Origin of the sequence: Stenotrophomonas acidaminiphila, assembly GCF_001431595.1 — a bacterium.
Classification (GTDB): Bacteria; Pseudomonadota; Gammaproteobacteria; order Xanthomonadales; family Xanthomonadaceae; genus Stenotrophomonas; species Stenotrophomonas acidaminiphila.
Map to the genome: position 1 here is coordinate 1 of NZ_LDJO01000018.1, position 22,506 is coordinate 22,506.

29 protein-coding genes are annotated in these 22,506 nt (G+C 65.9%); 27 read left to right on the forward strand and 2 right to left on the reverse strand.

The features are described from left to right. The 10 genes from ABB33_RS05275 to ABB33_RS05320 all read left to right on the forward strand — a co-directional run. A partial coding sequence (locus tag ABB33_RS05275) for an AcaB family transcriptional regulator (protein WP_152984976.1) occupies nucleotides 1-294 on the forward strand: 294 nt, incomplete at its 5' end. Beyond that, nucleotides 291-818: a DUF3158 family protein gene (locus ABB33_RS05280; protein WP_033448882.1), complete on the forward strand. Its 528-nt coding sequence runs from the start codon at nucleotides 291-293 to the stop codon at nucleotides 816-818. The genes ABB33_RS05275 and ABB33_RS05280, both read left to right, overlap by 4 nt. A 73-nt stretch (nucleotides 819-891) precedes the next feature. Next, nucleotides 892-1,344: a single-stranded DNA-binding protein gene (locus tag ABB33_RS05285; RefSeq protein ID WP_033448879.1), complete on the forward strand. Its 453-nt coding sequence runs from the start codon at nucleotides 892-894 to the stop codon at nucleotides 1,342-1,344. Nucleotides 1,345-1,617: 273 nt separating this feature from the next. Continuing rightward, nucleotides 1,618-3,630: a DNA topoisomerase III gene (locus ABB33_RS05290; RefSeq protein WP_033448876.1), complete on the forward strand. Its 2,013-nt coding sequence runs from the start codon at nucleotides 1,618-1,620 to the stop codon at nucleotides 3,628-3,630. Nucleotides 3,631-4,165: 535 nt separating this feature from the next. Then, nucleotides 4,166-5,782, forward strand: a complete 1,617-nt coding sequence (locus ABB33_RS05295) for a DNA cytosine methyltransferase (protein WP_033448873.1) — start codon at nucleotides 4,166-4,168, stop codon at nucleotides 5,780-5,782. Between the two features lie 242 nt (nucleotides 5,783-6,024). Further along, nucleotides 6,025-6,582 carry a hypothetical protein gene (locus ABB33_RS05300; protein ID WP_033448871.1) on the forward strand — a complete coding sequence of 186 codons (558 nt, stop codon included), beginning with the start codon at nucleotides 6,025-6,027 and terminating at the stop codon, nucleotides 6,580-6,582. Nucleotides 6,583-6,912: 330 nt separating this feature from the next. Next, nucleotides 6,913-7,125 (forward strand): hypothetical protein, encoded by a 213-nt coding sequence (locus tag ABB33_RS05305; protein WP_033448869.1) that lies wholly within the window; start codon nucleotides 6,913-6,915, stop codon nucleotides 7,123-7,125. A gap of 21 nt (nucleotides 7,126-7,146) precedes the next feature. Further along, the gene (locus ABB33_RS05310) at nucleotides 7,147-7,539 is read left to right on the forward strand and encodes a hypothetical protein (RefSeq protein ID WP_033448867.1); all 393 of its coding nucleotides are present in this window, start codon (nucleotides 7,147-7,149) and stop codon (nucleotides 7,537-7,539) included. 211 nt (nucleotides 7,540-7,750) lie between these two features. Beyond that, nucleotides 7,751-8,488, forward strand: a complete 738-nt coding sequence (locus ABB33_RS05315; RefSeq protein ID WP_033448864.1) for a DUF5983 family protein — start codon at nucleotides 7,751-7,753, stop codon at nucleotides 8,486-8,488. Nucleotides 8,489-8,582: 94 nt separating this feature from the next. Then, complete coding sequence (locus ABB33_RS05320) at nucleotides 8,583-8,861, forward strand: hypothetical protein (RefSeq protein WP_033448862.1); 279 nt, start codon at nucleotides 8,583-8,585, stop codon at nucleotides 8,859-8,861. A 34-nt stretch (nucleotides 8,862-8,895) separates the two neighbouring features. Here the strand turns inward: ABB33_RS05320 and ABB33_RS05325 are convergent, their stop codons facing one another. Both ABB33_RS05325 and ABB33_RS05330 read right to left on the reverse strand, forming a co-directional pair. Then, nucleotides 8,896-9,357: a PaaI family thioesterase gene (locus tag ABB33_RS05325; RefSeq protein ID WP_033448859.1), complete on the reverse strand. Its 462-nt coding sequence runs from the start codon at nucleotides 9,355-9,357 to the stop codon at nucleotides 8,896-8,898. A gap of 29 nt (nucleotides 9,358-9,386) precedes the next feature. Then, complete coding sequence (locus ABB33_RS05330) at nucleotides 9,387-10,058, reverse strand: ArsR/SmtB family transcription factor (protein ID WP_033448856.1); 672 nt, start codon at nucleotides 10,056-10,058, stop codon at nucleotides 9,387-9,389. Between the two features lie 104 nt (nucleotides 10,059-10,162). On the opposite strand from ABB33_RS05330, the gene ABB33_RS05335 reads away from it, so the two are divergent. The 17 genes from ABB33_RS05335 to ABB33_RS05415 all read left to right on the forward strand — a co-directional run bounded on the left by ABB33_RS05335 (nucleotide 10,163) and on the right by ABB33_RS05415 (nucleotide 22,481). Next, nucleotides 10,163-10,516, forward strand: coding sequence for a DsrE/DsrF/TusD sulfur relay family protein (locus ABB33_RS05335; protein WP_033448854.1), 354 nt, complete (start codon nucleotides 10,163-10,165; stop codon nucleotides 10,514-10,516). Beyond that, the gene (locus ABB33_RS05340; RefSeq protein ID WP_033448851.1) at nucleotides 10,516-11,646 is read left to right on the forward strand and encodes a cysteine desulfurase family protein; all 1,131 of its coding nucleotides are present in this window, start codon (nucleotides 10,516-10,518) and stop codon (nucleotides 11,644-11,646) included. Before ABB33_RS05335 ends, ABB33_RS05340 begins: the two co-directional genes overlap by 1 nt. A gap of 25 nt (nucleotides 11,647-11,671) precedes the next feature. Further along, a complete protein-coding gene (locus tag ABB33_RS05345; protein WP_033448849.1) occupies nucleotides 11,672-12,868 on the forward strand; it encodes an MFS transporter in 1,197 nt (398 codons plus the stop codon). Beyond that, nucleotides 12,865-13,395, forward strand: coding sequence for a prolyl-tRNA synthetase associated domain-containing protein (locus ABB33_RS05350; RefSeq protein ID WP_050450500.1), 531 nt, complete (start codon nucleotides 12,865-12,867; stop codon nucleotides 13,393-13,395). The genes ABB33_RS05345 and ABB33_RS05350 overlap by 4 nt, the downstream gene beginning before the upstream one ends. A gap of 79 nt (nucleotides 13,396-13,474) precedes the next feature. Beyond that, a complete protein-coding gene (locus ABB33_RS05355; protein ID WP_211260862.1) occupies nucleotides 13,475-14,041 on the forward strand; it encodes a class I SAM-dependent methyltransferase in 567 nt (188 codons plus the stop codon). 272 nt (nucleotides 14,042-14,313) lie between these two features. Then, the gene (locus ABB33_RS05360; protein WP_033449053.1) at nucleotides 14,314-15,117 is read left to right on the forward strand and encodes a hypothetical protein; all 804 of its coding nucleotides are present in this window, start codon (nucleotides 14,314-14,316) and stop codon (nucleotides 15,115-15,117) included. A 78-nt stretch (nucleotides 15,118-15,195) separates the two neighbouring features. Continuing rightward, the gene (locus ABB33_RS05365) at nucleotides 15,196-15,549 is read left to right on the forward strand and encodes a DUF3085 domain-containing protein (protein ID WP_033448843.1); all 354 of its coding nucleotides are present in this window, start codon (nucleotides 15,196-15,198) and stop codon (nucleotides 15,547-15,549) included. A 148-nt stretch (nucleotides 15,550-15,697) separates the two neighbouring features. Continuing rightward, nucleotides 15,698-16,540 carry a phosphoadenosine phosphosulfate reductase domain-containing protein gene (locus ABB33_RS05370; RefSeq protein WP_033448841.1) on the forward strand — a complete coding sequence of 281 codons (843 nt, stop codon included), beginning with the start codon at nucleotides 15,698-15,700 and terminating at the stop codon, nucleotides 16,538-16,540. A gap of 5 nt (nucleotides 16,541-16,545) precedes the next feature. Beyond that, nucleotides 16,546-17,055: an XF1762 family protein gene (locus ABB33_RS18945; protein WP_033448839.1), complete on the forward strand. Its 510-nt coding sequence runs from the start codon at nucleotides 16,546-16,548 to the stop codon at nucleotides 17,053-17,055. 264 nt (nucleotides 17,056-17,319) lie between these two features. Then, entirely contained in the window at nucleotides 17,320-18,237 is a 918-nt protein-coding gene (locus ABB33_RS05380) for a DUF3577 domain-containing protein (RefSeq protein ID WP_033448836.1), read from the forward strand. 57 nt (nucleotides 18,238-18,294) lie between these two features. Beyond that, nucleotides 18,295-18,984: a DUF3275 family protein gene (locus tag ABB33_RS05385; RefSeq protein WP_033448834.1), complete on the forward strand. Its 690-nt coding sequence runs from the start codon at nucleotides 18,295-18,297 to the stop codon at nucleotides 18,982-18,984. Nucleotides 18,985-19,078: 94 nt separating this feature from the next. After that, on the forward strand, nucleotides 19,079-19,420 hold the full coding sequence (locus ABB33_RS05390; RefSeq protein ID WP_033448831.1) for a hypothetical protein: 342 nt from the start codon (nucleotides 19,079-19,081) through the stop codon (nucleotides 19,418-19,420). Nucleotides 19,421-19,523: 103 nt separating this feature from the next. Then, nucleotides 19,524-19,931: a hypothetical protein gene (locus ABB33_RS05395; protein ID WP_033448828.1), complete on the forward strand. Its 408-nt coding sequence runs from the start codon at nucleotides 19,524-19,526 to the stop codon at nucleotides 19,929-19,931. A gap of 16 nt (nucleotides 19,932-19,947) precedes the next feature. After that, nucleotides 19,948-20,208 (forward strand): hypothetical protein, encoded by a 261-nt coding sequence (locus ABB33_RS05400; protein ID WP_033448827.1) that lies wholly within the window; start codon nucleotides 19,948-19,950, stop codon nucleotides 20,206-20,208. Between the two features lie 76 nt (nucleotides 20,209-20,284). Beyond that, nucleotides 20,285-20,935 (forward strand): hypothetical protein, encoded by a 651-nt coding sequence (locus tag ABB33_RS05405; protein WP_033448824.1) that lies wholly within the window; start codon nucleotides 20,285-20,287, stop codon nucleotides 20,933-20,935. A gap of 40 nt (nucleotides 20,936-20,975) precedes the next feature. Next, on the forward strand, nucleotides 20,976-22,109 hold the full coding sequence (locus tag ABB33_RS05410; protein WP_268258440.1) for a DUF6094 domain-containing protein: 1,134 nt from the start codon (nucleotides 20,976-20,978) through the stop codon (nucleotides 22,107-22,109). Nucleotides 22,110-22,160: 51 nt separating this feature from the next. Further along, nucleotides 22,161-22,481: a hypothetical protein gene (locus ABB33_RS05415; RefSeq protein ID WP_033448821.1), complete on the forward strand. Its 321-nt coding sequence runs from the start codon at nucleotides 22,161-22,163 to the stop codon at nucleotides 22,479-22,481. Nucleotides 22,482-22,506 lie beyond the last annotated feature (25 nt).

Genomic DNA, 22,506 nt, shown 5'->3' on the forward strand with positions numbered 1-22,506 from the left:
GGCGCCCATGCACTGCGCAGCCTGTTCTCGCTGGCCCAGCAGTACCGCTACTCGGGCTGCACCCGCGACGACTTCGCCGCGAAGAACGCCGCAGCCCGGGCGGCGCTGGAGAAGTTCGGCGAGTTGCCGCAGGACGTGCTGGAAGGCACGCGCCGCTCGAAGTTCGCGCCGCCCATCGTGCGCCGTGGCCTGCAGCAGCGCGGTGACGGTCCTGCCGCAGCCGCATCGCCCACCGACGAGGTTGCCACCACCGAGGCACCCGAGGCCGCCGCCGACGAGGACGCGCAGCCATGAGCGACCCGAACCGCGACACCCGCTACTTCCGCCCGCTGCAACAGACCGCCTTCATGCGGCTGGAACACGCAGGCTCTCTAAAAGGCCTTTTAAAGCCCTTTAAAGGTAAAGGGGACTTGGAGGCCTGGGCCAGCCAGTGCTTCGCCATGCGCGACGAGTTGATTGGCTTGGCGCAGCGACAGGTGCTGCCACAGGCCGTCGGGCATCCCTTCCACCTGCTCTCAATCGAGCTGGCCCAGCAGACCACTGGCGCAGGCACGGCGTTTCTTCGCTGGCGCAAGCACGACCGCTCGGCCATGGGCGTCGCCTTGTGGCAGGAGCTGATGGCGAGCACCAGCACGCCGGTCAACCTCCTGGCCGACCTGCACGCGATCGAGCTTCAGCGCATCACGCTGAACATGCAGATCAGCCTGTTGCACACCTTGGGCAGGCAGGCCCAGGAGTGCGCCAGCAAGGCCGCCGACGCGGAAGACGCCTACCTGCGCCGGCTCAAGTCCATGCCATCCGCCATGCGTGATCGGTGATCGCGCCAGGCACCCCAGCACGCGCCCGCCGCCGACCAGGTGCGGGTATTTCAACCACCACGGAGATTGCAACATGAGCACGCATTTTTCTGGCGAAGGCAACATCGGTTCGCCCCCCGAGTACCGGGAGTTTCCCAACGGCAACGACGAACCGCGGCGCTTGCTGCGGCTGAACGTGTATTTCGACAACCCCGTCCCCACCAAGGGCGGCGACTTCGAGGATCGCGGCGGCTTCTGGGCGCCGGTGGAAATCTGGCACCGCGACGCCGCGCACTGGAAGGACCTGTACCAGAAAGGCATGCGCGTGCTGGTCGTCGGCCGCATGGAGCGCGAACCCTGGACGGACAACGAGGATCAGCCGCGCGAGACCTGGCAGATCAACGCGCGCAGCGTCGGCATCCTGCCGTTCCGCATCGAGTCGGTGACCCTCAGCCCCAGGCAGCAGGAGACCGCGCAGGACACGCAGCCGAATTCCCAGGCCGCCCAGGAACCGACCGCGCCGAAGGAGCCGAAGCGCAGGAAGTGATGCAGCATGGGGCGGCGGCAGTCGTCCGTCGCCCCACGCCCTCGCGAGCTATCCCCAGGGGATAGCTCCATCAACGTCTACCGGCGTCCGCGCGCTCCAAAAAATCGTGGCTCCCGGCCCGCACACCCCCGGCCGCACGCCACTTCCGTCCCGGCCATTCCATCCCATGAAAGTGGTCGCCACCGCATGCGGCTTGTTTGCTGCTGCCCCTGGTGATGCTCGGCATCCTCGATTCCAGCAACTCAATGAACCACGGAATTCGGATGGACGGACATGCGGCTGTTCTTGTGCGAGAAGCCATCGCAAGGCAAAGACATTGGTCGAATCCTCGGCGCGACGCAGCGCGGTGAAGGCTGTCTCAGCGGCTCCGGCGTCACCGTCACCTGGTGCATCGGCCATCTCGTAGAAGCGGCAGCTCCCGAGGTCTATGACGCGGCGCTCAAGCGCTGGTCGCTGGAGCAGTTGCCCATCATTCCCCAGCAGTGGCGGGTCGAGGTCAAACCGAAGACCGCCACGCAATTCAAGGTCGTCAAAGCGCTTCTGGCGAAGGCGACTCATCTGGTCATCGCCACCGATGCCGACCGCGAGGGCGAGCTGATCGCCCGCGAGATCATCGACCTGTGCGGCTACCGCGGCCCCATCGAGCGGCTATGGCTGTCGGCGCTCAACGATGCGTCGATCCGCACCGCGCTCGGCAAGTTGCGGCCCTCATCCGACACGCTGCCGATGTACTACTCGGCGCTTGCGCGCTCACGCGCAGACTGGCTCGTGGGCATGAACCTCAGCCGGTTGTTCACGGTGCTCGGGCGTCAGGCCGGCTACGACGGCGTGCTGTCCGTCGGTCGCGTCCAGACGCCGACCTTGAAGCTCGTCGTGGACCGCGACCGCGAGATCGCGGCCTTCAAGTCGGTGCCGTTCTGGGCCATCGACGTGTCCCTGTCCGCAGGTGGACAGGCTTTCAGCGCGCAGTGGGTTCCGCCCGATGGCTGCACCGACGACGCCGGTCGCTGCCTGCAGCAGCCGATCGCCCAGCAGGCCGCGCAGCAGATCCGCGCTGCGGGCAGCGCCCAGGTCCTATTAGTCGAGACCGAGCGCGTGCGCGAAGGTCCGCCGCTGCTGTTCGACCTGGGAACGCTTCAGGAGGTTTGTTCCAAGCAGCTTGGGCTGGATGTTCAAGAGACCCTCGAAATCGCGCAGGCCTTGTACGAGACACACAAGGCCACAACGTACCCGCGTTCGGATTCCGGCTACCTGCCCGAAAGCATGTTCGCGGAAGTGCCGACTGTCCTTGACAGCCTGCTCAAGACCGATCCCTCGCTGCGCCCGATCATGGGCCAACTCGACCGCTACCAGCGCTCGCGCGCCTGGAACGACGGCAAAGTGACAGCCCACCACGGCATCATCCCGACGCTCGAACCCGCGAACCTCTCTGCGATGAGCGAGAAGGAGCTGGCCGTGTACCGGCTCATCCGGGCGCACTACCTGGCGCAGTTCCTCCCTCACCACGAGTTCGACCGCACTGTCGCCGAGCTGTCCTGCGGCCAACAGAAGTTGGCGGCCACCGGAAAGCAGATGGTCGCCCAGGGTTGGCGCCTGGTGCTGGCCGAACCGCAAGCGGATGAGGACGGTGAAGCCACGGCGCGCAGCCAGGTACTCCCCCCGCTGCGCGAGGGCATGGCGTGCCAGGTGGCCGAGGCCGAGATCAAGGCGCTCAAGACGATGCCGCCCAAGCCGTACACGCAGGGCGAACTGGTCAAGTCCATGAAGGGGGTCGCCAAGCTGGTGACGGACCCGCGCCTGAAGCAGAAGCTCAAGGATACGGTCGGCATCGGCACCGAGGCGACACGGGCCAACATCATCAGCGGGCTGATCACCCGCGGCTACATCGTGAAGAAGGGGCGCTCCATTCGCGCATCGGATGCGGCGTTCACCTTGATCGATGCCGTACCCGCGGCGATTGCCGACCCCGGAACCACCGCCGTGTGGGAGCAGGCGCTCGACATGATCGAGGCCGGACAACTCACACTGGATGTGTTCATCGGCAAGCAGGCCGCATGGATTTCGCAACTGATCGTGCAGTACGGCAGCACCTCGCTGTCCATCAAGGTTCCCCAGGGGCCTGCTTGTCCGCAGTGCGGCGCACCGACGCGCCAGCGCACCGGCAAGACCGGCCCCTTCTGGTCGTGCAGTCGCTACCCCGACTGCAAAGGCACGCTGCCGGTCGATTCCGGCACGTCCAAGCGCGGTGCGTCGCGCCCGCGCAGTAGCGGCCGCAAGGGCTCCTGACCGACCCCGCTCCCCGAGAGCCGTGCCCGCCATCGGCGGCGTGGCCCATGTCCCGCACGCCCTGCGGGACGCCCAGCGCGCAACGCCTTCTCTTGTCCGTGTGCGCGTCCCGCCCAGCCGTCCCCCAGCCGCGGGACCTGAAGGTAGCTTCTCCACGAACCATGTCCGGGGTTTCCCGGCGCGTTCTGCTGATCAGCATTTTCCGCCTCTGCGAAGGGTCCCCCGGTGGCTTGCCGGCCTGCGAGCCACCCGGAGACCCTTCGTGGTCAGCGGTATTCGATGCCGTGCCCAACGGCGAAAAACTGGGCTCCTTTTGTGCGCGGATGTGCGCCAGAAGATGCCGGCGCCAACCACGACATGCGCCGGGTGCGATTGCTGACAGCAGACGGTTCTAGCGACGACCGGGCCTGCAACAGCCCACGGGTGGTTCCGTCCTCCCGAGCCGAAGGCCACACGGCCTTCGGCGCCTTTCTCCTGCCGATCAACGTCCCGGCCCGGCCACACGGTCCAGGGCCACACGAACAGGAGACCCGACATGAACCCGCAACCTCGCACCTCACGCGGTGCGCCCCAGGCCGCGCCACTGCTGTACGGCAGCGTGTGCAGCGGCATCGAGGCCGCGAGCCTCGCCTGGCAACCCCTCGGCCTCGAAGCCGTGTGGTTCGCCGAAATCGAGCCGTTCCCGAGCGCCGTGCTCGCCCACCGTTACCCCCACGTGCCCAACCTGGGCGACATGACCGCGATCGCCCGCCAGGTGCGCGCCGGCACCGTGCCGGCGCCCGACATCCTGGTCGGCGGCACGCCGTGCCAGTCGTTCAGCGTTGCAGGTAGCCGGCGCGGGCTGGATGACCCGCGCGGAGCCCTTTCCCTTGCCTATGTGGAGCTTGCCAATGCCATCGACCAAACCCGCCAACAAGACCGCCGCCCGGCGGCCACGCTCGTCTGGGAAAACGTCCCCGGCGTCCTCAACGACCGCAGCAATGCCTTCGGGCATTTCCTGGGGGCACTGGTCGGGGAAAGCCGTGCGCTCCAGCCGCCAGGGGATCGGTGGGCGCACGCTGGTTGTGTGTCTGGACCCCGCCGCCGCATCGCGTGGCGCGTGCTCGACGCTCAATATTTCGGTGTCGCCCAACGCCGCAAGCGCGTGTTTCTTGTGGCAAGTGGTGGAGATGACCTCGATCCCGCAGAAGTACTTTTTGAGCGCGCAGGCCTGCTCGGGGATTCTTGTGCGGGCCGCGCGCCGTGGCAAGAAGCTGCCCACGATGCTGGACCGGGTGCTGAAGCAGCAGGCGCATGCGCAGGACTTGCAGGATTCGCAGGGCTGAAGCAGCCCTACGGCAGGGTCACGACGACGTTCGGATTCAGCGGCGGCATTGGCCCCGTCGATGTGGCGGCGTGCCTGATGGCCGCTGGCCCCAAGCACGACATTCGCACCGAGACGTTCATGGTGCAGTCGGTCGTCGGCAGCATCGCCCACACCCTCGACACCGCCAACAACGGCAGGGGCAGCAGCGAGGATGGCACCGGCAAGGGTGTTCCGATCATCGCCTTCACTGCCCAGGGCAGCGGCGCCGATGCCACGTTCGACCTGACGCCGACGCTGCGCGCTGGCGGCCATCGCAACAGCCATGCGAACGCCGGTGTCGTGCCCGCCATCGCTTTCGCGCAGAACAACCGCGGTGAAGTGCGCTACGAATCCGGCCATGGACAGGTGGCTTGCACCGTGCTGTCCAACGGCAAGCCGGGCTACGGCGTGCCGATGGTGGCCTGCGTATCTCTGCGTGGCCGCGAGAACGGCCTTGCCGCCGAGTTGGGCGGCACCGTAGCGGGCGCACTTCGCACCAGCGGCGGCGGCGCGGACAAGCCCCATGTGCTGGCTCCCGACTTCGAGGCGCATTTCCGCTACGACTGGAACGGCCCTGGCCCCGGCGACTGGTCGCACTGGCGGGTGCGGCGGCTGATGCCCGTGGAGTGCGAGCGGCTGCAAGGCATGCCCGACGACTACACGCTGATCACCTACCGCGGCAAGCCCGCCGCCGACGCTCCACGCTACAAGGCGATCGGCAACTCCATGGCTGTACCGTGCATGGCATGGCTGGGCCAGCGCCTGGTGCAGTACCTGCACAAGACGGGCTCGACCGCTTCGGATTGATCGGCGACGCAGCCTGCGGGCCGCGCCATTCTCCCTCCTGCATTGCCGATGTATTGGCAGCAGCCCGCAGCCAGGGTGTCAAGGCTGCCGCGGGTTCCACCCGCGCCACCCGCCAGTTCGCCTCGGCATCTCACCGGCGAACGCTGCCCACCGGGGCACCGATGCCTCTTTCTCCAACCCACGGGATGGCCGCCACGTCCCGTCAGGGGCATGTCGCCACCCGGTCGATTTCAGGACTTCCCATGGACAACATCACCAAGCAAAACCGCATCACGCTGAAGAGCCTCAAGGTGGCAGATTTCGCCAGCGAAGAAACGATGTGCTTCAGCGCCACCGTCGTGTTCGACGGCACTCCCATCGCCGAGGCCCGCAACGACGGCCACGGCGGCTCGACGTTCCTGCACGCGCTCAGCGGCAAGGCGGCGTTGCTGGCTCAGGCCGAAGCCTTCGCCAAGGGCCTGCCGCCTGCGCCGCTCAACCTCGGCCAGGAGGGCGAAGACCCTCACTACATCGACATGACGCTCGACTTCCTGGTCGATGAACTTGCCGACGCCATGCACGCGGAACGCAAGGTGCGAGCCGCGTTCAACCGCGACATCGGCAACAAGGTGCTGTTCATCAAGGACGGCAAATTGCTGTTCATCAAGGGCATCAAGCTCAAGGCCATTGCTGACCGCAAGGCGTACTTCGCTTCGCTGCGCGCTCGGCAGGCCCAGCCCATCGTCATCCTCGCCGAGCTTGCGCCCGAGCAGGCATTCGACCTGTGGAAGCAGCATGTCCTGGGCGACAAGCCCGACTGACCCAGCACCGACGCACTCTCCTGGCAGCCCCGCACTCGATGCGGGGTTTCTTTTTCTCTGCGCGCATCAATCGGGGGTGGGCCGGATGCCGTTTTCCAACTGACGCGACGCGGCCCGCGCACGAAGCTGCCCGCATGTTCGCTGATTCGTCAGCACATGCCAGCAGCCAGGGTTTCAAGCTGCCGCGGGTCTCTCCCGCGTTGCCCACCAGTCCGCATCGCATCAAGTCTGCGGACGCGCGTCCCCATGACGCTGATGCATTTTTTCAACCGCGTGCGGGAGCTGCCATCCCGTGAGGGACGAGGCCCCGCTTTTCCAAGGAGCCCGTCCATGTCCCAGCAAGCCTCTTTCGGCCAATTGGCCTCGACCTACTGCGGCAAGTTCCTGCCGCTCGAAGTCCTGCAAAGCGCCGCCGGTCACTACATCGGCACGCGCGATACCGAAGGGCCCGTTTCGCGGGAATCCCGCGAGTACTTCCGCAGCCATGCCGCGGCTCAACGTGCCCTCGAAAGAGGCGGCTGGTCCCAGCTCGCCATTCCCTGATCCAACTGGAGGAATCACGTCATGAACCAGCTACTGCCACGGGAAGTCGTCGATCAGATCATGCGGGAAGAACAGCATTTCGCGGCCGCGCCCCAAGCCTTCTTCGAGGCCTGGAAGCGCGGTGTCGAGATCGCTGGCCCCGAATGGTTCGGTGACGGCACCCGTGAAGGTCTGAACCAGGCCAAGAGCAAGTGGGATCTGCGTCCCAACATGCTGCGGCTCAACGATGCCCTCGGCGTCCTGAGCAGCGGCGAACGCATGTTCCTGTCCGCCATGGTCAGCTTCTACAACGCGCGCGAGGGCGGTGCCATGCTCAAGCGCTGCCACTTCAACGGACTGTCGGACTTCGACGGTCTCGACCTGCAACGCCGTAAGGTCCTCGCCGACCTGCTCGTGAACTACAACGGCTGGTGAGCCGGTCTCCGGCACACCACCACGTCTTCGTTCACTCCCCACGAGGGGCACGCGCCCACGAGGCCGTGCCCCTCATTTTGTTTCCCGTAGTCCAGCGCAGTGCTGACAACGCCATGGTCGGCGCTGCCTGACGCTTTTTCCATTTTTCAACCCACCGGGTCCAATTCCCGGTGGCGGGGATTGGCTCCATTATTCAATCTGGAGAGATCCCATGTCCCAGAATCCTAATCCCTTCCTTCGCGGCTACTGGAATCTGAAAATCGTCCGCACGCTGTGCATCAGCTACGACGATGGAAGCCCGCATGTCTGGCGCAACATCCACGCGAGCCAGCAATTCCTTTCCGACGAAGAACTGGTTTCATCGTCCTGCATCGTCACCAACGATTTCGCCGTGGTCAGCAATGGCCCTGAACCCTTGAGCGACGACGTGCTGGCCGAATGCGACGCCGGTGAAGGCGTCAGCGGCGAAGGCGTGATTGGTGCCGTGGTCTATGCCATCCATGGCGAGGACTTCGACGGTCGCCCAGTCCACGTCGGCGATGCCTATTCGGCCGAGGCTGCGCGGGAAGTGGTGCAGCGCCTGACTTTCGAGACCGGCTACTACAGCCGGTGCTGGGAGATCAGCCGCGAGCACATCACGGTCGATACCTGGCACTACCTCGCCGACCTGGCGGACATCGCCACGCCGGAGGCCATGCTGTTCATCGCCTTCCGTGTGCCGTACAGCCCGGCGATCGGCGTCAAGCTGATCTCCACGCCCTGGACGGACCAGAACCTGGAGCACGCCGAGGGCATCACCGCCGAGCAGCTTCGGCAGGAGCACCGGAACAAGGGCATGCCGGAGGACCTGGCAAACATCCTTGAACTGGCCGGCCAGGCCGATGTGCGCATTCTGATCCTCGACGCCGACGCACCCGCGCTGCTGGGCCTGCCGCTGGCCGAGTCCTAGCAGCCGCGCGACACGCCGGCCTTCCTCATTGTCCCCCCATGCCAGCCCGTTTCCCCCAGGAGCCGGGCTGGTCCATTTTCATAGGCGCAACCTCATGTTCCCCGACCTCATCTCGCCCGCAGCCGACTTCGAGCATCAGCTTGGAGCCTGCGTCAACGCCATGAGCCAGGACGACGCCATCGGCCAGATCCTGGTATTCGAGCGCACGCACGGCGCGCTGCACATGCGCCATATCGTCAGCGCCGACCTGATGGACACCGACATTGATGACTACGAAATGGTCGTCTTCGACGGTGGCAACACCAGCGGCGACACATGGAAGCATGTCTTCTTCCCTCGTCAGCGCGAGCACTACTTCGTGTACGAAGCCTGACCTGCCAGCCCCTCATCCGAGGGGCTGCTTGTTTTCAGGCTTTCGCCGCGAATTGCACGGCCACCATCTCGCCTGTGACGCACACCTCGCCGCCGGCGCTGAGTGTCAAATCGATGATGGCCTTGCGCCCCTCCAGCGAACGTAGCGTGCCCTCGATGAGCAATTCGACGCCCAGCGGCGTGGGCCGCCGGTAGTCCACTTTCAGCGAGCCGGTGACAAAGCGGATCGGCGGGCCACCATCCCCCATGACGCGACCTTGCACCCGGTATGCGAAGGCCGCCGCGCTGGCGGTGCCGTGGCAGTCCAGCAGCGAGGCCAGCATGCCGCCATAGACGTTGCCCGGATAGCCGCCGCTGTACATCGTCGCCGGCGAGAAGCGCGCATGGGTGCGCTCGCCCTCGATGAAGCTCTTGAGATGGAGCCCCTGGGGGTTGGCTGGCCCGCAGCCGTAGCAGTGCGCGAATTCGGCCGGGTAATGATCTTGGATGGCTTGCATGTCGATCCTTGATTGCACAACGGCGAGGCTCAAGCCTCCACGGCCAGCCCGGCCGCCTTCCACTCCGGGAAGCCGTCTTCGAGCCGTCGCACCTTGAAGCCCTTGGCGCGCAGCGCCGCCACGGCCTCGAAGGACATCACGCAGTACGGCCCACGGCAGTAGGCAATGATTTCGTGGCCCTTGGGCAAGTCCGCCAGGCGACGCTCCAGCTCGTCGGCCGGGATGTTGATGGCACCCGCCACGTGGCCCAGCGCGTATTCCGCTTCCGGGCGCACGTCCAGCACCGTCACCTGGCCGGCATTCAGGCGCTCGGCCAGTTCTTCGCGCGAAACGGCTTCCAGCGCGTCACGGTCATGGAAGAAGTCGCGCATCACGCCGCGTACCTCTGCGATGTTGCGCTCGCCCACGCGGCCCAGCGCCTTGAGCAGCGCCACCACCTCCACATCGCCCGCCAGGCGATAGAAGACCCGCTTGCCCTGGCGTTCGGCCTCCACCAGCCGCGCGCGCCGCAGCAGTTGCAGGTGGCGTGAGGCGTTGGCCATCGACAGGCCGACCAGTCCGGCCAGGTCTTCGACGCTGCGCGGCCCCTGCGCCATGCCTTCGAGCAGTTCGAGCCGATGCGCATGGCCCAGCGCTTGCGCCACGGCGGCCAGGTTCTCGAACACCACGTGCTTGGGGCTTTCGGATGAGGTTGACAACATGGATTTCACAATTACACAATCAACACATTGATTGAATGATGGCATGATTGCTGCCCAGCATCAAGCCATCCCGGACAAAAGCCATTTTCTCCGCTGGGGCCTCCATGAAAACCCTCCTCATCATCAACGACCCGCCCTACGGCACCGAGCGCATGTACAACGCCTTGCGCTTGGCTTCCACGCTGCTCAAGGACGCGGCCAACCACGTCAGCGTGTTCCTGATGGCCGATGCCGTCTCCGGCTGCAAGGCCGGTCAGAAGACCCCCGACGGCTACTACAACGTTGAACGCATGCTGCGCCGCGTGACGAACAATGCCCAGGGCGAGGTGCTCCTGTGCGGCACCTGCCTGGATGCGCGCGGCATCAAGGACGAGGAAGTGATGCCCGGCGCACGCCGCAGCACGATGGATGAACTGGCCGCCGCCACCGTGGCCGCCGACAAGGTGCTGGTGTTCTGATGGCCGGCATCTACCTCGACTACAACGCCAGCACGCCCATCGCGCCGGAAGTGCAGGCGGCCATGCTGCCGCTGCTGGAGACGGCCTACGGGAACCCATCCAGCGGCCATTGGGCCAGCACCCCAGCCAAGGCGGCCCTGGAACATGCTCGCGCCCAGGTGGCGGGGCTGCTGGGCGCGTCGCCGGATGAGATCGTCTTCACCAGCGGCGGCAGCGAGGCCAACAACCTCGCGCTCAAGGGCAGCTTCTTCGCGCTGCGCGAGCGCGGCGAGCACATCATCACCGAGGCCACGGAGCATCCGGCGGTGTTGCAGCCACTGGCCTTTCTGGAGCGACTGGGGGCGAGCGTCACGCGGCTGCCGGTGGATGGCACGGGCCGGGTCGATCCCGAGGCGGTGCGCCGCGCCATCACACCGCGCACTGTGCTCGTCAGCGTCATGCACGCGAACAACGAGACGGGCACGCTGCAACCCATCAAGGTCATCGGCACCATCGCTCGCGAACACGGCATCCGCTTCCACACCGATGCGGCGCAGTCCGTCGGCAAGCTGCCGACGAAGGTGGACGACCTCGGCGTGGACCTGCTGAGCATCGCCGGGCACAAGCTCTACGCGCCTAAGGGTATAGGCGCGCTGTACGTGCGGCGCGGCACGGCGCTGGAGCCGCTGATCCACGGCGCCGGCCACGAGGCGGGCCGCCGCGCCGGCACCGAGAGCGTGCTGATGGCTGCGGCGCTGGGCGCGGCCTGCGAACTGGCGAGAACGAATCTCGATGTTGGTGAGCCGGAGCGCTTGCGCGCCTTGCGCGATCACTTCTGGCAAGCGCTGCAAGCGATCTTCGGTGAGCGCGTGGTGCTCAACGGCCACGCCGAGCACCGGCTGCCCAACACGCTGAACGTGAACTTCGCCGGCCGCATCGGCGCCGAGGTACTGGCTCATCTGGACGGCGTGGCCGCATCCACCGGCTCGGCCTGCCATGCGGGCCGTGTGGAACTCTCGCCCGTGCTGGCCGCCATGGGCGTGCCCGAGCCGGTCGGCATGGGCGCAGTGCGCTTCAGCCTGGGACGCGGCACCACGCAAGCCGAGATCGACGCCGTGGCCGAGCGCCTGCGCGCCATCGCGAGTCGATGAATCGAACAACAACGCGAAGAAACTCATGCTCAAGAACCCCATGCACCGCCAGGTGCTGATCCTGGCCTGCGCGCAGGCCCTGTTCCAGATCGTGTCGGTGATGGTGATGACCGTCGGCGGCCTGGCCGGCGGGCAGATCGCCGCATCGCCGCGCTGGGCCACGCTGCCCATCGCCACCATGTTCCTCGGCACGGCCACGATGATGTTTCCGGCCTCGATGTGGATGGCCCGCGCCGGCCGCCGGGCCGGGTTCCTGATCGGCACGACGCTGGGCGTGGCGGGGGGCCTGGTGGGTGCCTGGGGCATCCATCAGGCTTCGCTGCCGCTGCTGTCCTTCGGCACCTTCCTGGTGGGCTGCTACCAGGCGTTCGCGCAGTTCTACCGTTTCGCGGCCAGCGAAGTGGCGGACGCGGCTTTCCGCCCACGCGCGATCTCGCTGGTGATGGCCGGCGGCGTGGTCGCAGCGCTGGCCGGGCCGTTGCTGGCAAGGCTGGGCGGGCCGCTGCTCTCGCCCGAGTACCTGGGTTCCTTCCTGATCCTGGCCGTGGTGTCGATGGTGGCGGCGGGCGTGCTGCTGAACCTGCACATCCCTGCGCCTGCCGCGTCTACCGGCCCGGTGGACAAGGGCCGACCCTGGCAGCAGATCGTCGCGCAGCCCGCCTATCTCGTGGCGCTGTTCGGCGCCGCCACGGGCTACGGCATCATGATCCTGGCGATGACGGCGACGCCCATCGCCATGCGGCTACATCACCACGAACTGGGTGCGGCGGCCACGGTGATCCAGTTGCACGTGCTGGGCATGTTCCTGCCGTCGTTCTTCACCGGCTCGCTGATCGCGCGCTTCGGCGTGCTGCGCATCATGCTCACGGGCGTGGTGCTGTTCATCGCGCACATCCTGACGACGCTCACCGGCACGGGCTTTGGCTCCTTCGCCAGCGCGCTCGTGCTGCTGGGTGTGGGCTGGAACTTCATGTACATCGGCGGCACGACGCTGTTGACCGACACCTACAACGCTGCCGAGAAGGGGCGTGCGCAGGCCATCAATGACATGACGATCTTCGTTGTCGGCCTGACCTGCTCTTTCAGCGCGGGCGGGCTGCTGCAAGCCCTGGGCTGGCAGACCATGAACCTGGCACTGATCCCGTGGCTGGCGCTGGCGGCGCTGTCGCTGCTGTGGCTGGGGATGCGTCAGCGGTCGAAAGCCGCGAAGGTGGGCGCATGAACCGGGAAACGACCGATGAAACCGCCTACCGCTGCCTGTTCGAGCGCTTCGCATCTTTGGGCATCGACGCGAAGGTGGTGCCTTATCCCGAGCACGCGACCGTCGAGGAAGGCAAGGCGCTGCGCGGCGCCATGGCCGGGACATTCACCAAGAACCTGCTGCTCAAGGACAAGAAGGGCCGGCACTTCCTGCTGGCGATCCATGAGGACCGGACGCTGGATCTGAAGGCGGTTTCCGCGCTGGTGGGCGGCAAGGGGCACCTGAGTTTCGTGGCCGGCGAGCGCATGCAGGCGCTGCTGGGCGTGCAGCCGGGCGCGCTGACGCCACTGGGCCTGATGCAGGACGAGGAAGGCTTGGTGACGGTGGTGATCGATGCCTCGCTGATGGGCGATGCGCAATTGAACTTCCATCCGCTGCGGCAGACCGAGAGCGTCGGGCTGGCGCCGCAGGAACTGGTGGCCTTCGTGCGCTCGTGCGGGCGCGAGCCGCTGGTGGTGGACTTCGACACTTCGCCACCGGCCGCGTAGCGCCTGCGGCGCGGGAGAACAGGAAATGCCATCCAGAGAGCATTGGGATCACGTCTATCGGACCAAGGAGCCGACCGGCGTGAGCTGGTTCCAGCCGCACGCCAGCCACTCACTGGTGCTGATCCGGGAAACCGGCGTGCCGCTCGATGTGCCGATCATCGACGTGGGCGGCGGTGCCTCGACGCTGGTGGACGACCTGCTGGACAAGGGCCATACCAGCCTCACCGTGCTGGATCTGTCGGGTGCCGCGCTGGCGGCATCCCAGGCGCGGTTGGGCGAGCGCGCCCAGGCGGTGGCCTGGATGGTCGGGGACATTACAAAGGTCGAGTTGCCCGCGCTGGCCTACGACCTGTGGCACGACCGGGCGGTATTCCACTTCCTGACGGCGCCGCAGGAGCGCCAAGCCTATGTGCGGACGATGCTGCATGCCCTGCGGCCGGGCGGCTTCGCCATCATCGCCACCTTCGCGGACGACGGGCCGCAGCAGTGCAGCGGCTTGCCGGTGACGCGCTACAGCCCGGACGAGCTGCATGCGCAGTTCGGCGATGCCTTCACGATGCTGCGGCAGGAGCGCCAGGCGCATCACACGCCCTTCGGGACAGTGCAGCAGTTCGTTTTCTGCCTGTTCCAGAAGACAGCATCATGAAATCCTGAGGAAGCAAATGGCATAGACCATAGGAAGAAACCGGGTGCGGTGTGGTGCCGTTTCATGCAGGCCGGCCGAGCACTCTAGGGCCATCCTTACCCCATGTTCGTCGGTGTTGCCGACACATGCCCAGGCAGCCGAGACCTTCGAGGCTGCAAGCACGGGAAGCCGTGCTGGTCGTTTCTTCCTACGGACGCACCGCGTCCATCTACCCACAAGGGACCTCTCCCTTGCGGGCGGGGAATCCCTTGTTCTTCCTCAAGGAGATTCCCATGGACCGTTCCCTCATCAAAACCATGATGCCTTCGCTTGTCGCAGGCCATGTGCCCCGCAACGTGCGGTCGATCAAGTACCGCTTTTTCGATGATCAGCCGCAATCCTCGACGCTGGGCTTTGCCATCGATCCCAAGCCCTTCGACGGCAAGGTGGTCGCGGCCAACGACGACGCCATCGTCGTCAAGCTCAAGCCCAGCGAGTTCGCGGTGCTCGATCCCAACCTGGTGACTACCGTTCCCAGCGAAGGCGCCAAGGTGCATGTCCAACCGTATGCCCGCCGCCGCTTCGACGGCCTGCGCGCGGACACCCCGGAAGTGATCACCGAGAAGACCGCGGACGGTGTTCCCTACACCATCACCAGGCACATCCTCGGCTCCGCGCCTGCCAAGCTGCCCATCCCCGAGCCGCAGTGCATGGAACTGGGGCAGCTCATCCAGCAGTTGGAGGAAATGCCGGCTCCCGACGGGTTCCGGCGCATCACCCACATGCTGGTCGATGCGGGCGCCCGCGACTTCACCTGGGTCGATCCGAAGCCGTCCAAGATCATCGAGACGCCCCCGGCAATCAGCTTCACGGTTTCGACCGCGAAGTTCGAGGGCCAGGTGACGATCCTCTACGACCGCGGCGGCGACACCTACGTGGTGGAGATGCGCCGCGACGGTGAACTGGTCGATCGGCACGACGAGGTGTATTTCGACATGCTCGGTGAAGTGTTGGAGCGGCTTATCGACGACGGACGCTGGCGTCTGATCGACGTGAGCGTCATCGACGCCAAGGCAACCAAGCGGCGCTACGGCTGATCGCAGCCTACCGGCGACTTGCCGCCATGGGCCTTCCATCTATTCGGGTGGAGGGCCTTTTTCTTCAGGAGATCAACCATGTCACTGCGATTCAAAGGCTCCGACCTGCGCCCCGTGCTGGCCGAGGCCGTTGCCAACCAATGCCGCGTCGTCCTCGCCAAGGACCAGGGCGTGTACTTCCTCGCCGAGCAGGGAGAGCGCCGTCCCGATGGCCGCGTGAAGCTGCTGGCCTATGCCGTCGGCTGCAACCCGGATACCGACCCGTTTGACGACTGGTGGGAACTGGCGCGCGCCGAGCTGGGTGGCGACGACTTCGGCGAGTTCTTCGACCCGAAGGAAGACGTCTTCGCACGCATCCTGCACGGCACGGACGATCTGATGCTGTCTGCCACCACGACGCACCTGTCGCTGGAGGTGGTGCCATCGGTGTAGCGCAACGACTACCACCATCCCCTCACGGCCCCCTTCTTGGGGGCTTCCTTTTTTCCGCACTGCGGCCTTCGCCGCGTGCGTGCTCGTCTCCGGCCGCCATGGCCCGCCGCGTCGGCTCGCCCGCCGACCTACCCACGGAGACGACCGCATGCACGACCCGTTCAAGATCACCCAACCGACCTGCATCAGCTTCTCGGGCGGGCGCACCAGCGCCTACATGCTCTGGCGCGTATTGCAGGCCAATGGCGGCCTGCCTGCCGACACCGTGGTCTGCTTCGCCAACACCGGCAAGGAGGTGGAAGCGACCCTGCGCTTTGTGCGCGACTGCGCCGGGCACTGGCAGGTGCCGATACGCTGGCTGGAATATCTGCCCACGGAGCCAGGCTTCACGCTGGTGGACTTCGATCGGGCCAGCCGTCAGGGCGAGCCGTTCGAGGCGCTGATCCGCAAGCGTCAGTACCTGCCCAATCCCGTCGCGCGCGGCTGCACGACCAGCCTGAAGATTCGACCGATGCACCGCTACCTGCGGCATCTGGGCTGGACGGACTGGGACCAGATGATCGGCATCCGCGCCGACGAGCAGCGTCGCGTCGCCAAGATTCGCGCGCGCGGCCATTCCACCGAATCGATCCACGAGACCATGTGCATGCCCCTGGCGGACGCAGGCGTCACCGTGCGCGACGTGGGCGCGTTCTGGCAGGCGCAAGCGTTCGACCTCGACCTGCTGACGGTGAACGGGCGCACGCTCGAAGGCAACTGCGACCTGTGTTTCCTGAAGCCGCGCGGGCAGCGCCTGGCCCTCATCAAGGCTCGACCCGAGGCCGCGGTGTGGTGGATTCGCATGGAATCGCTGAACCTGGCGAGCAAGCCCAGCGGCGCCCGGTTTCGCGCCGATGGCCCGAGCTACGCCGACCTGGCACGCTTCGCCGCCGACCAGGGCGACCTGTTCGACGACGCCGAGGAACCGATCGCCTGCTTCTGCGGTGATTGACGGCCATGGCCGGGCCATCGACCTCGCCATCGCTGCGACTGCTGCCGGTATCCCTGCGCTGTGCCAATGCCTTCGTGCAGAAGCACCACCGCCACCACCGTCCGGTTCAGGGAGCGAAGTTCGCCCTGGCGGTCACGCTGTCCGCCACCGATGGCATCTGCGGCGTGGCCATCGTCGGCCGCCCGGTCGCCCGCCACCTGGATGACGGCTGGACGCTCGAAGTCACCCGGCTCTGCACCGATGGCGCACCGAACGCCTGCAGCAAGCTCTACGGCGCGGCCTGGAAGGCGGCCAAGGCCTTGGGCTACACGCGGCTGATCACCTACACCTTGCTCGATGAAGGTGGTGCCAGCCTGCGCGCCGCCGGCTGGCATTTGCTCGGAACGCGCGGCGGCGGTGCCTGGAGTCGCCCCAGCCGTCCTCGCGCTGACACCCCCGACCACCTGCGCGGCCCTAAGTGCTTGTGGCAAGCACCGGGCGGTGCGGACAAAGGGAAACGCCCGGATGCCGATTGATTGCTGCCGCGCGCGCGAGGCCCGGACATGCTGCCCCCATGCCTGCTGACGTTGTCAGCGACATGCCAGGCAACCATCGGTCTTCGAGGTTGCGACGCAGTTCCCACTGCGTGACCGAGCCAGCTCGCACCGCATCCGTCCGCGAGCGGCCACCAGTCTCTGGTGGCGGATGCTTTCGCCTTATCAACCCACCGCGGGGTTACGCACCTTTCCCCGCATGCGTGGGGCCGGTGTGTCTCCGCTTCATCCCAATGGAGATTCACCATGAGCACCACGTCCAACGAGAAATCGTATTTCGACCTCCACACCTCGGGCATCGGCTACATCCAGCGAGCCCGCGAGGTTCCCGTCCGGGGCGGCCGCCGCGCGCAGCCCTTTCTGGCATGCACCATCGCCGCACTGGTCGGTTCCGCCAAGGACCCCAGCTACCGCTACTTCGACGTCAAGGTCTCGGGTGCCGAGGCCAAGAAACTGGTCGAGCGCTACATCGGCGTTGACGATCCCAAGCAGCGGCCGCTGGTGCGCTTCCGCCTCGGCGACCTCTGGGGCGATGCGTACATCCGCGACAAGGGTGAGCACAAGGGCCAGGCCGCCGCGTCTCTGAAGGCGCGACTGCTGAAGGCCGAGCCGCTTGACCGGGCCGAACTGGCTTCGATCAAGCAGCACGAGCTGATCACCCGCGGCATCGGCTACCTCAGCCGTCCGAAGGACGTCTCCCCCAAGGATGGCGATCCGTTCCTGTCGTGCTGCGTCGCGGCACTGGCCGGGCCTGTCGGTGAACCGGAATATCGGTACTTCGACACCATCGTCGCCACCCCTGAAGCCGAGCACCTAGTTCGCCGGTGCGTGCAGGCCATCGAAGGGGACCGCAAGGTGCTGATCGCCTTCCGTCTGAACGACATGAAGATCGATCCGTACATCCGCACCAAGGGCGAGCGCGCCGGGGAACCGGGAGCGAGCCTGGAATCGACGCTGGTCCACATCGGTCTCATCAAGATCGACGGCACCCAGGTCTATCCGACGAGCCAGGCGCAAGCCGAGGCGCCGCAAGCCGAGGACGCACCCGCGCCCGAAGCCGAGGTTGCCGCCGACACCGCTGCCGACCAGCCTGTCGAGCCCGCCGAGCGCGAGCCCGCAGGTGAAGTCGAGGAGCAGGAGCCGGCATTGGCTGCTTCGTTCTGATCCGGCATGGCCCCTCACGGGGCCTTGCCTTTTTCCTATTCCCCAAGGAGAACCATCATGGCAGTCACATCGGCATCCGCAAGGTCAGTCCCGCCCATCGTCGTATCGGGTCAGCTTTCGATTCGCACAATCCACGGCCGCAATGGTCCGTTCTGCGTCGGCTACCTCGTCACTCCTATCGGAAACTTCGCGGTGAAGGACGCGGAGCTGGAGCAATACCCCGAAGGCAAGTACGACGGGGAGTTCGTGATCCGCTACATCTTTCCGAATCCGATCCCCATGCGGGGCGGTATCAAGTTCGAGATTCGTTGCAACTTGGATGGAATGACGCTCTTCGGCGTTGACAAACTGAGCCGCGACGATATTCGCAGCTTTTCCACCCAGGACATCGATCCGCTCGATGAAGAACTGGGGGCGCAGCCTGCGGCAACGCCGGCCAAGCCCGCCAAGGCATCCAGACCCGCCAAGCCCGCATCCGTGCAGGCGTCCGCGGACCCGATGGTCGATACCACGCCTTTCGGCGTGGATGCGCCGACGCCCGCTGCGGCTGCTGCCCCCGGCAGCACCGAAGATGGCGACGCCGCACTGTTCGGGCTGCTCTGGCCGCTGGGTGAGTCCGTGAAACTGGATTCGACCATCGACCGCCGCACCTTGCGCGCGCAGATCGCCCGCCTGGGCAAACTGGGCTACACGCTGGACTTCAAGACGCAGGAGTGGAGCCGCCAGGCCGAACTGCAACCTGCGTGATCGCAGACGCCGCACCTGCGGTGTTCTTCATCCACCCGCCGGGGTTCCTTCCCCATGCGGGGGAGGCTCCGGCTTTCTTCTGGAGGTCTCCATCATGTCCACCATCGCTTGCGATGCACCTCATTCCACGCTGGACGAAACCGCCTGGCGCGCTGTCTGCAAGACGGCCGCCGAGCACGCCCAGCGTGGTTGCGGCCTGTCCTGGGATCATTGGGTCACGCTTTTCAGTTCGGAAATCGACGCGCAAGCCAGTCGATTGCCGCAGGACCAGCGCACTCAAGCGCTGGAAATCGCAGCCCGGGAATGGGACTACGCAACGCCTGCCGAAAGGCAGGAAACCCAGGACTGGAATGCGGAGCATGGCTATTGCTCTCACGGGATCGAGTTCGGCTACTGCCCGGCCGGTTGTGATCGCGACGATGACGACTGGGACTAAGGGCAAAGCATAGGTTCCTTCGCCGCACGCGCGGCATTCCATCACCCGCTGGGGGTTCTCCCCCACGGGGAGGCCTCCGGCTCCATTCTTCAGGAGGCCTCTCATGGGCTGGTATTTTTCCCCCCAATCGCGATCTGAACTGATCGCGGAACTGATCGCACCGCAAGAGACCGAGCGCGCCAGCGTCAAGGTCATTGCCCACGCGCTGCGCGGCAACGTCCTCTGGTCCGTCACGGAAGTGACGGCCAAGGTCGAAGGCGTGCATCGTCATCTGGCGCCGGGCCAATCCCTGCGCTACATCCGCTGCGATCTTCTCGAACGCAGCGGCGGTCAGTGGGGCTACAAGCCGCTGGACGAGTCCATGCACCCGTACTACTACTCGTGCCCGCTGTCCTATCTGGACCTCGCACCAGAACAGTCCGCCGACTGGCGTGCAGGCGTTCGCGCCTACCACGCGCGGCGGCGCACACCCATGGCACCTGCGGCACCCACCGCAGCGCTGATGGCCTGAGCCAGGAGGAACCGACATGGACCCGATCCTGGCTGCGCTCCCGCCCTTGCTGCTGAAGCTCGTTGAAGGGAGTTTGTCCAACGACGAAGTTTCTTCCGACGAGGAAATGCTGGAGTACTTCATCAGCAACGGCCTCACCGACGAACAGGGGCGGCAGGCACTGGCCTACCGCGACCAGTACCTCAACAACATCTACCTGGAGGGCTTCACGCCAATCACTTCGGTAGATGAGGCGCTTCACTTCAACCCGCACACCCGGCAGTTCGAGCCGGACTGAGCGGTTTTCTTCCACCCCCTGGGGCAGTACTTGCCCCAGCGGGCGGTGCTGTTCCCGTTCATCCGAGGACACCACCATGCCCGCAAACACTTCTTCCACCACGCTGTATCGGATCGACGAATGCTCCGACGTGATGGCCGACGCTTGCGTCGGCGATGACCAGGGCAATCTGATCTTCCTGTCGATCTGGGCGCGCGACACCGCCATCCAGCAGTTCCTCGCTCGTCTGACCCTCGGGCGCGACGAGCAGGGCCTGGACCAGTTCCACGTCATCACCGACCAGGGCGGCAGCGTCCCGGTATTCGTCGGCAACGTCGATCGCCTGGAAAAGCGCATGACCCGCGCCTACCGGCGAACGCTGTTCGGTTCGCTGTCCAACGTGTGGCTGTTCGACCGCCGCTGCGTCAAACCCGACAAGGCCAACGCCAGCGCACTGGCATTGCTGCCCAAGGGCAGCGCCCACCGGCTTGACCGCCTGTGGATACTGGTACGGGACACCTGCCCACTGCCGCTGCTCGACCACTGGCGCGAAACCGTGCTGGAGCTGTTACAGACCCGCGAGATGCTGGCCCGCCTTCCGTTCGCCCTCGGGCCGCTGGAAGGCCATCGGCTCGCCATCGACGTGCCGGCGCTGACCCTGGCGCTGGGCTCCCTGATCCGCAGTGACGTGCTCACCGCCTATCCGTATCCGGCCAAGATTTGGACGCCGGAAGCGGTAGCGGCTTGACCCACCCGCGAGAGCACGCCAAGGCGTGCTTTCGCACTTCATCCCCGCCAACCAGGAGACTTCCATGGCCCTCATGTTCCCGCGGCTCGCCCGCAATTTCGTGAAGAACGGGTACTTCCCCACGGATGAACCCACCCTCGAAAGAGCCCTCACCGCACTGATGCCCAGCGATGGCCCGATGTGCGTCCTCGATCCCTGCGCCGGCGAAGGCGTGGCGATCGCCGAAGCCGCTCATGCCCTTGGGCGCGAGCAGGCCAAGGCGTTCGCCGTCGAGTTCGACGCGGAGCGGGCACGCCATGCCCGCGGCCTGATCGATCACTGCCTGCACGCGGACCTGATGGACACGATGATCTCCAAGCAGTCGTTCGGGCTGCTCTGGCTCAACCCGCCGTATGGCGACTTGTCCAAGGACGTCAACGGCAACATCGGCTATCAGGGCCAGGGCCGTGCCCGCCTCGAAAAGCTGTTCTACCAGCGCAGCCTGTCGCTGTTGCAGTACGGCGGCGTGCTGGTCTTCATCGTCCCCGGCTACGTGCTCGACGCGGAGCTGGTCGGCTGGCTGACGCGCCACTACACGGACCTGCGGATCTACCGAGCGGTGGAGACGCAGTTCAAGCAGGTGGTGATCTTCGGCCGCAGGGTGCGTCAGCGTGAACTGGCACCCGATGGTCTCAAGGCCGTGCGCAATCTGCTGCTGCAGGTTGGGCTTGGCGAAGTCGAAGCCGAGGAGCTGCCGATCGAATGGCCGTTCCTGCCGTACATCGTCCCCGCCAGTCCGGCCGAGCCGGAGCATTTCTTCCGCGTGACGATGGAGCCGGAGCAGTTCGCCGATGAAGTCGGCCGGCTGCAAGGCCTCTGGCCGTCGTTGGACACGCACCTGGGGGCCGCGCAGCAGTCGCTGCGTCCGCCGGCGCGTGCCTTGTCCCACTGGCATCTCGCCCTGGCTCTGGCCGCGGGCGCGATCTCGGGGGTTGTGCGCTCCAAGACCGGCCGCGTGCTCGTCGTCAAAGGTGACACCCACAAGGACAAGACGCTCCAGCGGGAATTCACCGAACGCGAAGACGGCTCGATCGCCGAGACCCGCATCCTCACCGACAAGTTCGTACCCGTCATCCGCGCGTGGGACATGACGCCTGGCTCCGCGACACGGGGCGAGGTCCTGACCATCCGTTAGTCCACCGGACGCGCTGCCGTCCTGCTGTACCACCTCGAAGGAGAAACACCCATGTTCTCAAGCCTGTTCAAGCGGCCCGCGCCGCAGAAGCAACCGTTGTTCGCACCAGGTACGTTGCAGTTGAGCGAAAAGGTGCATTGGCTGGCCCGCAAAGGCCTGATCGACCCCTTGGCTCTTGTCCAGCGCCATGTGCGCGGTGACTGGGGCGAGACCGATGAGGCCACCCGTCAAGCCAACGATGTCGCAATCCGTGGGGACGATCCGATGATCTCCCACTTCAGGATCACGCCCGAACTGGTGTTGATCGTCAAAACCAGCGAGGACCACCAGACCACGGTGATCCAGCTTCCCGAAGAACGGGACATGATCTGACAGCACCATTGTCGTCTTCATCCAC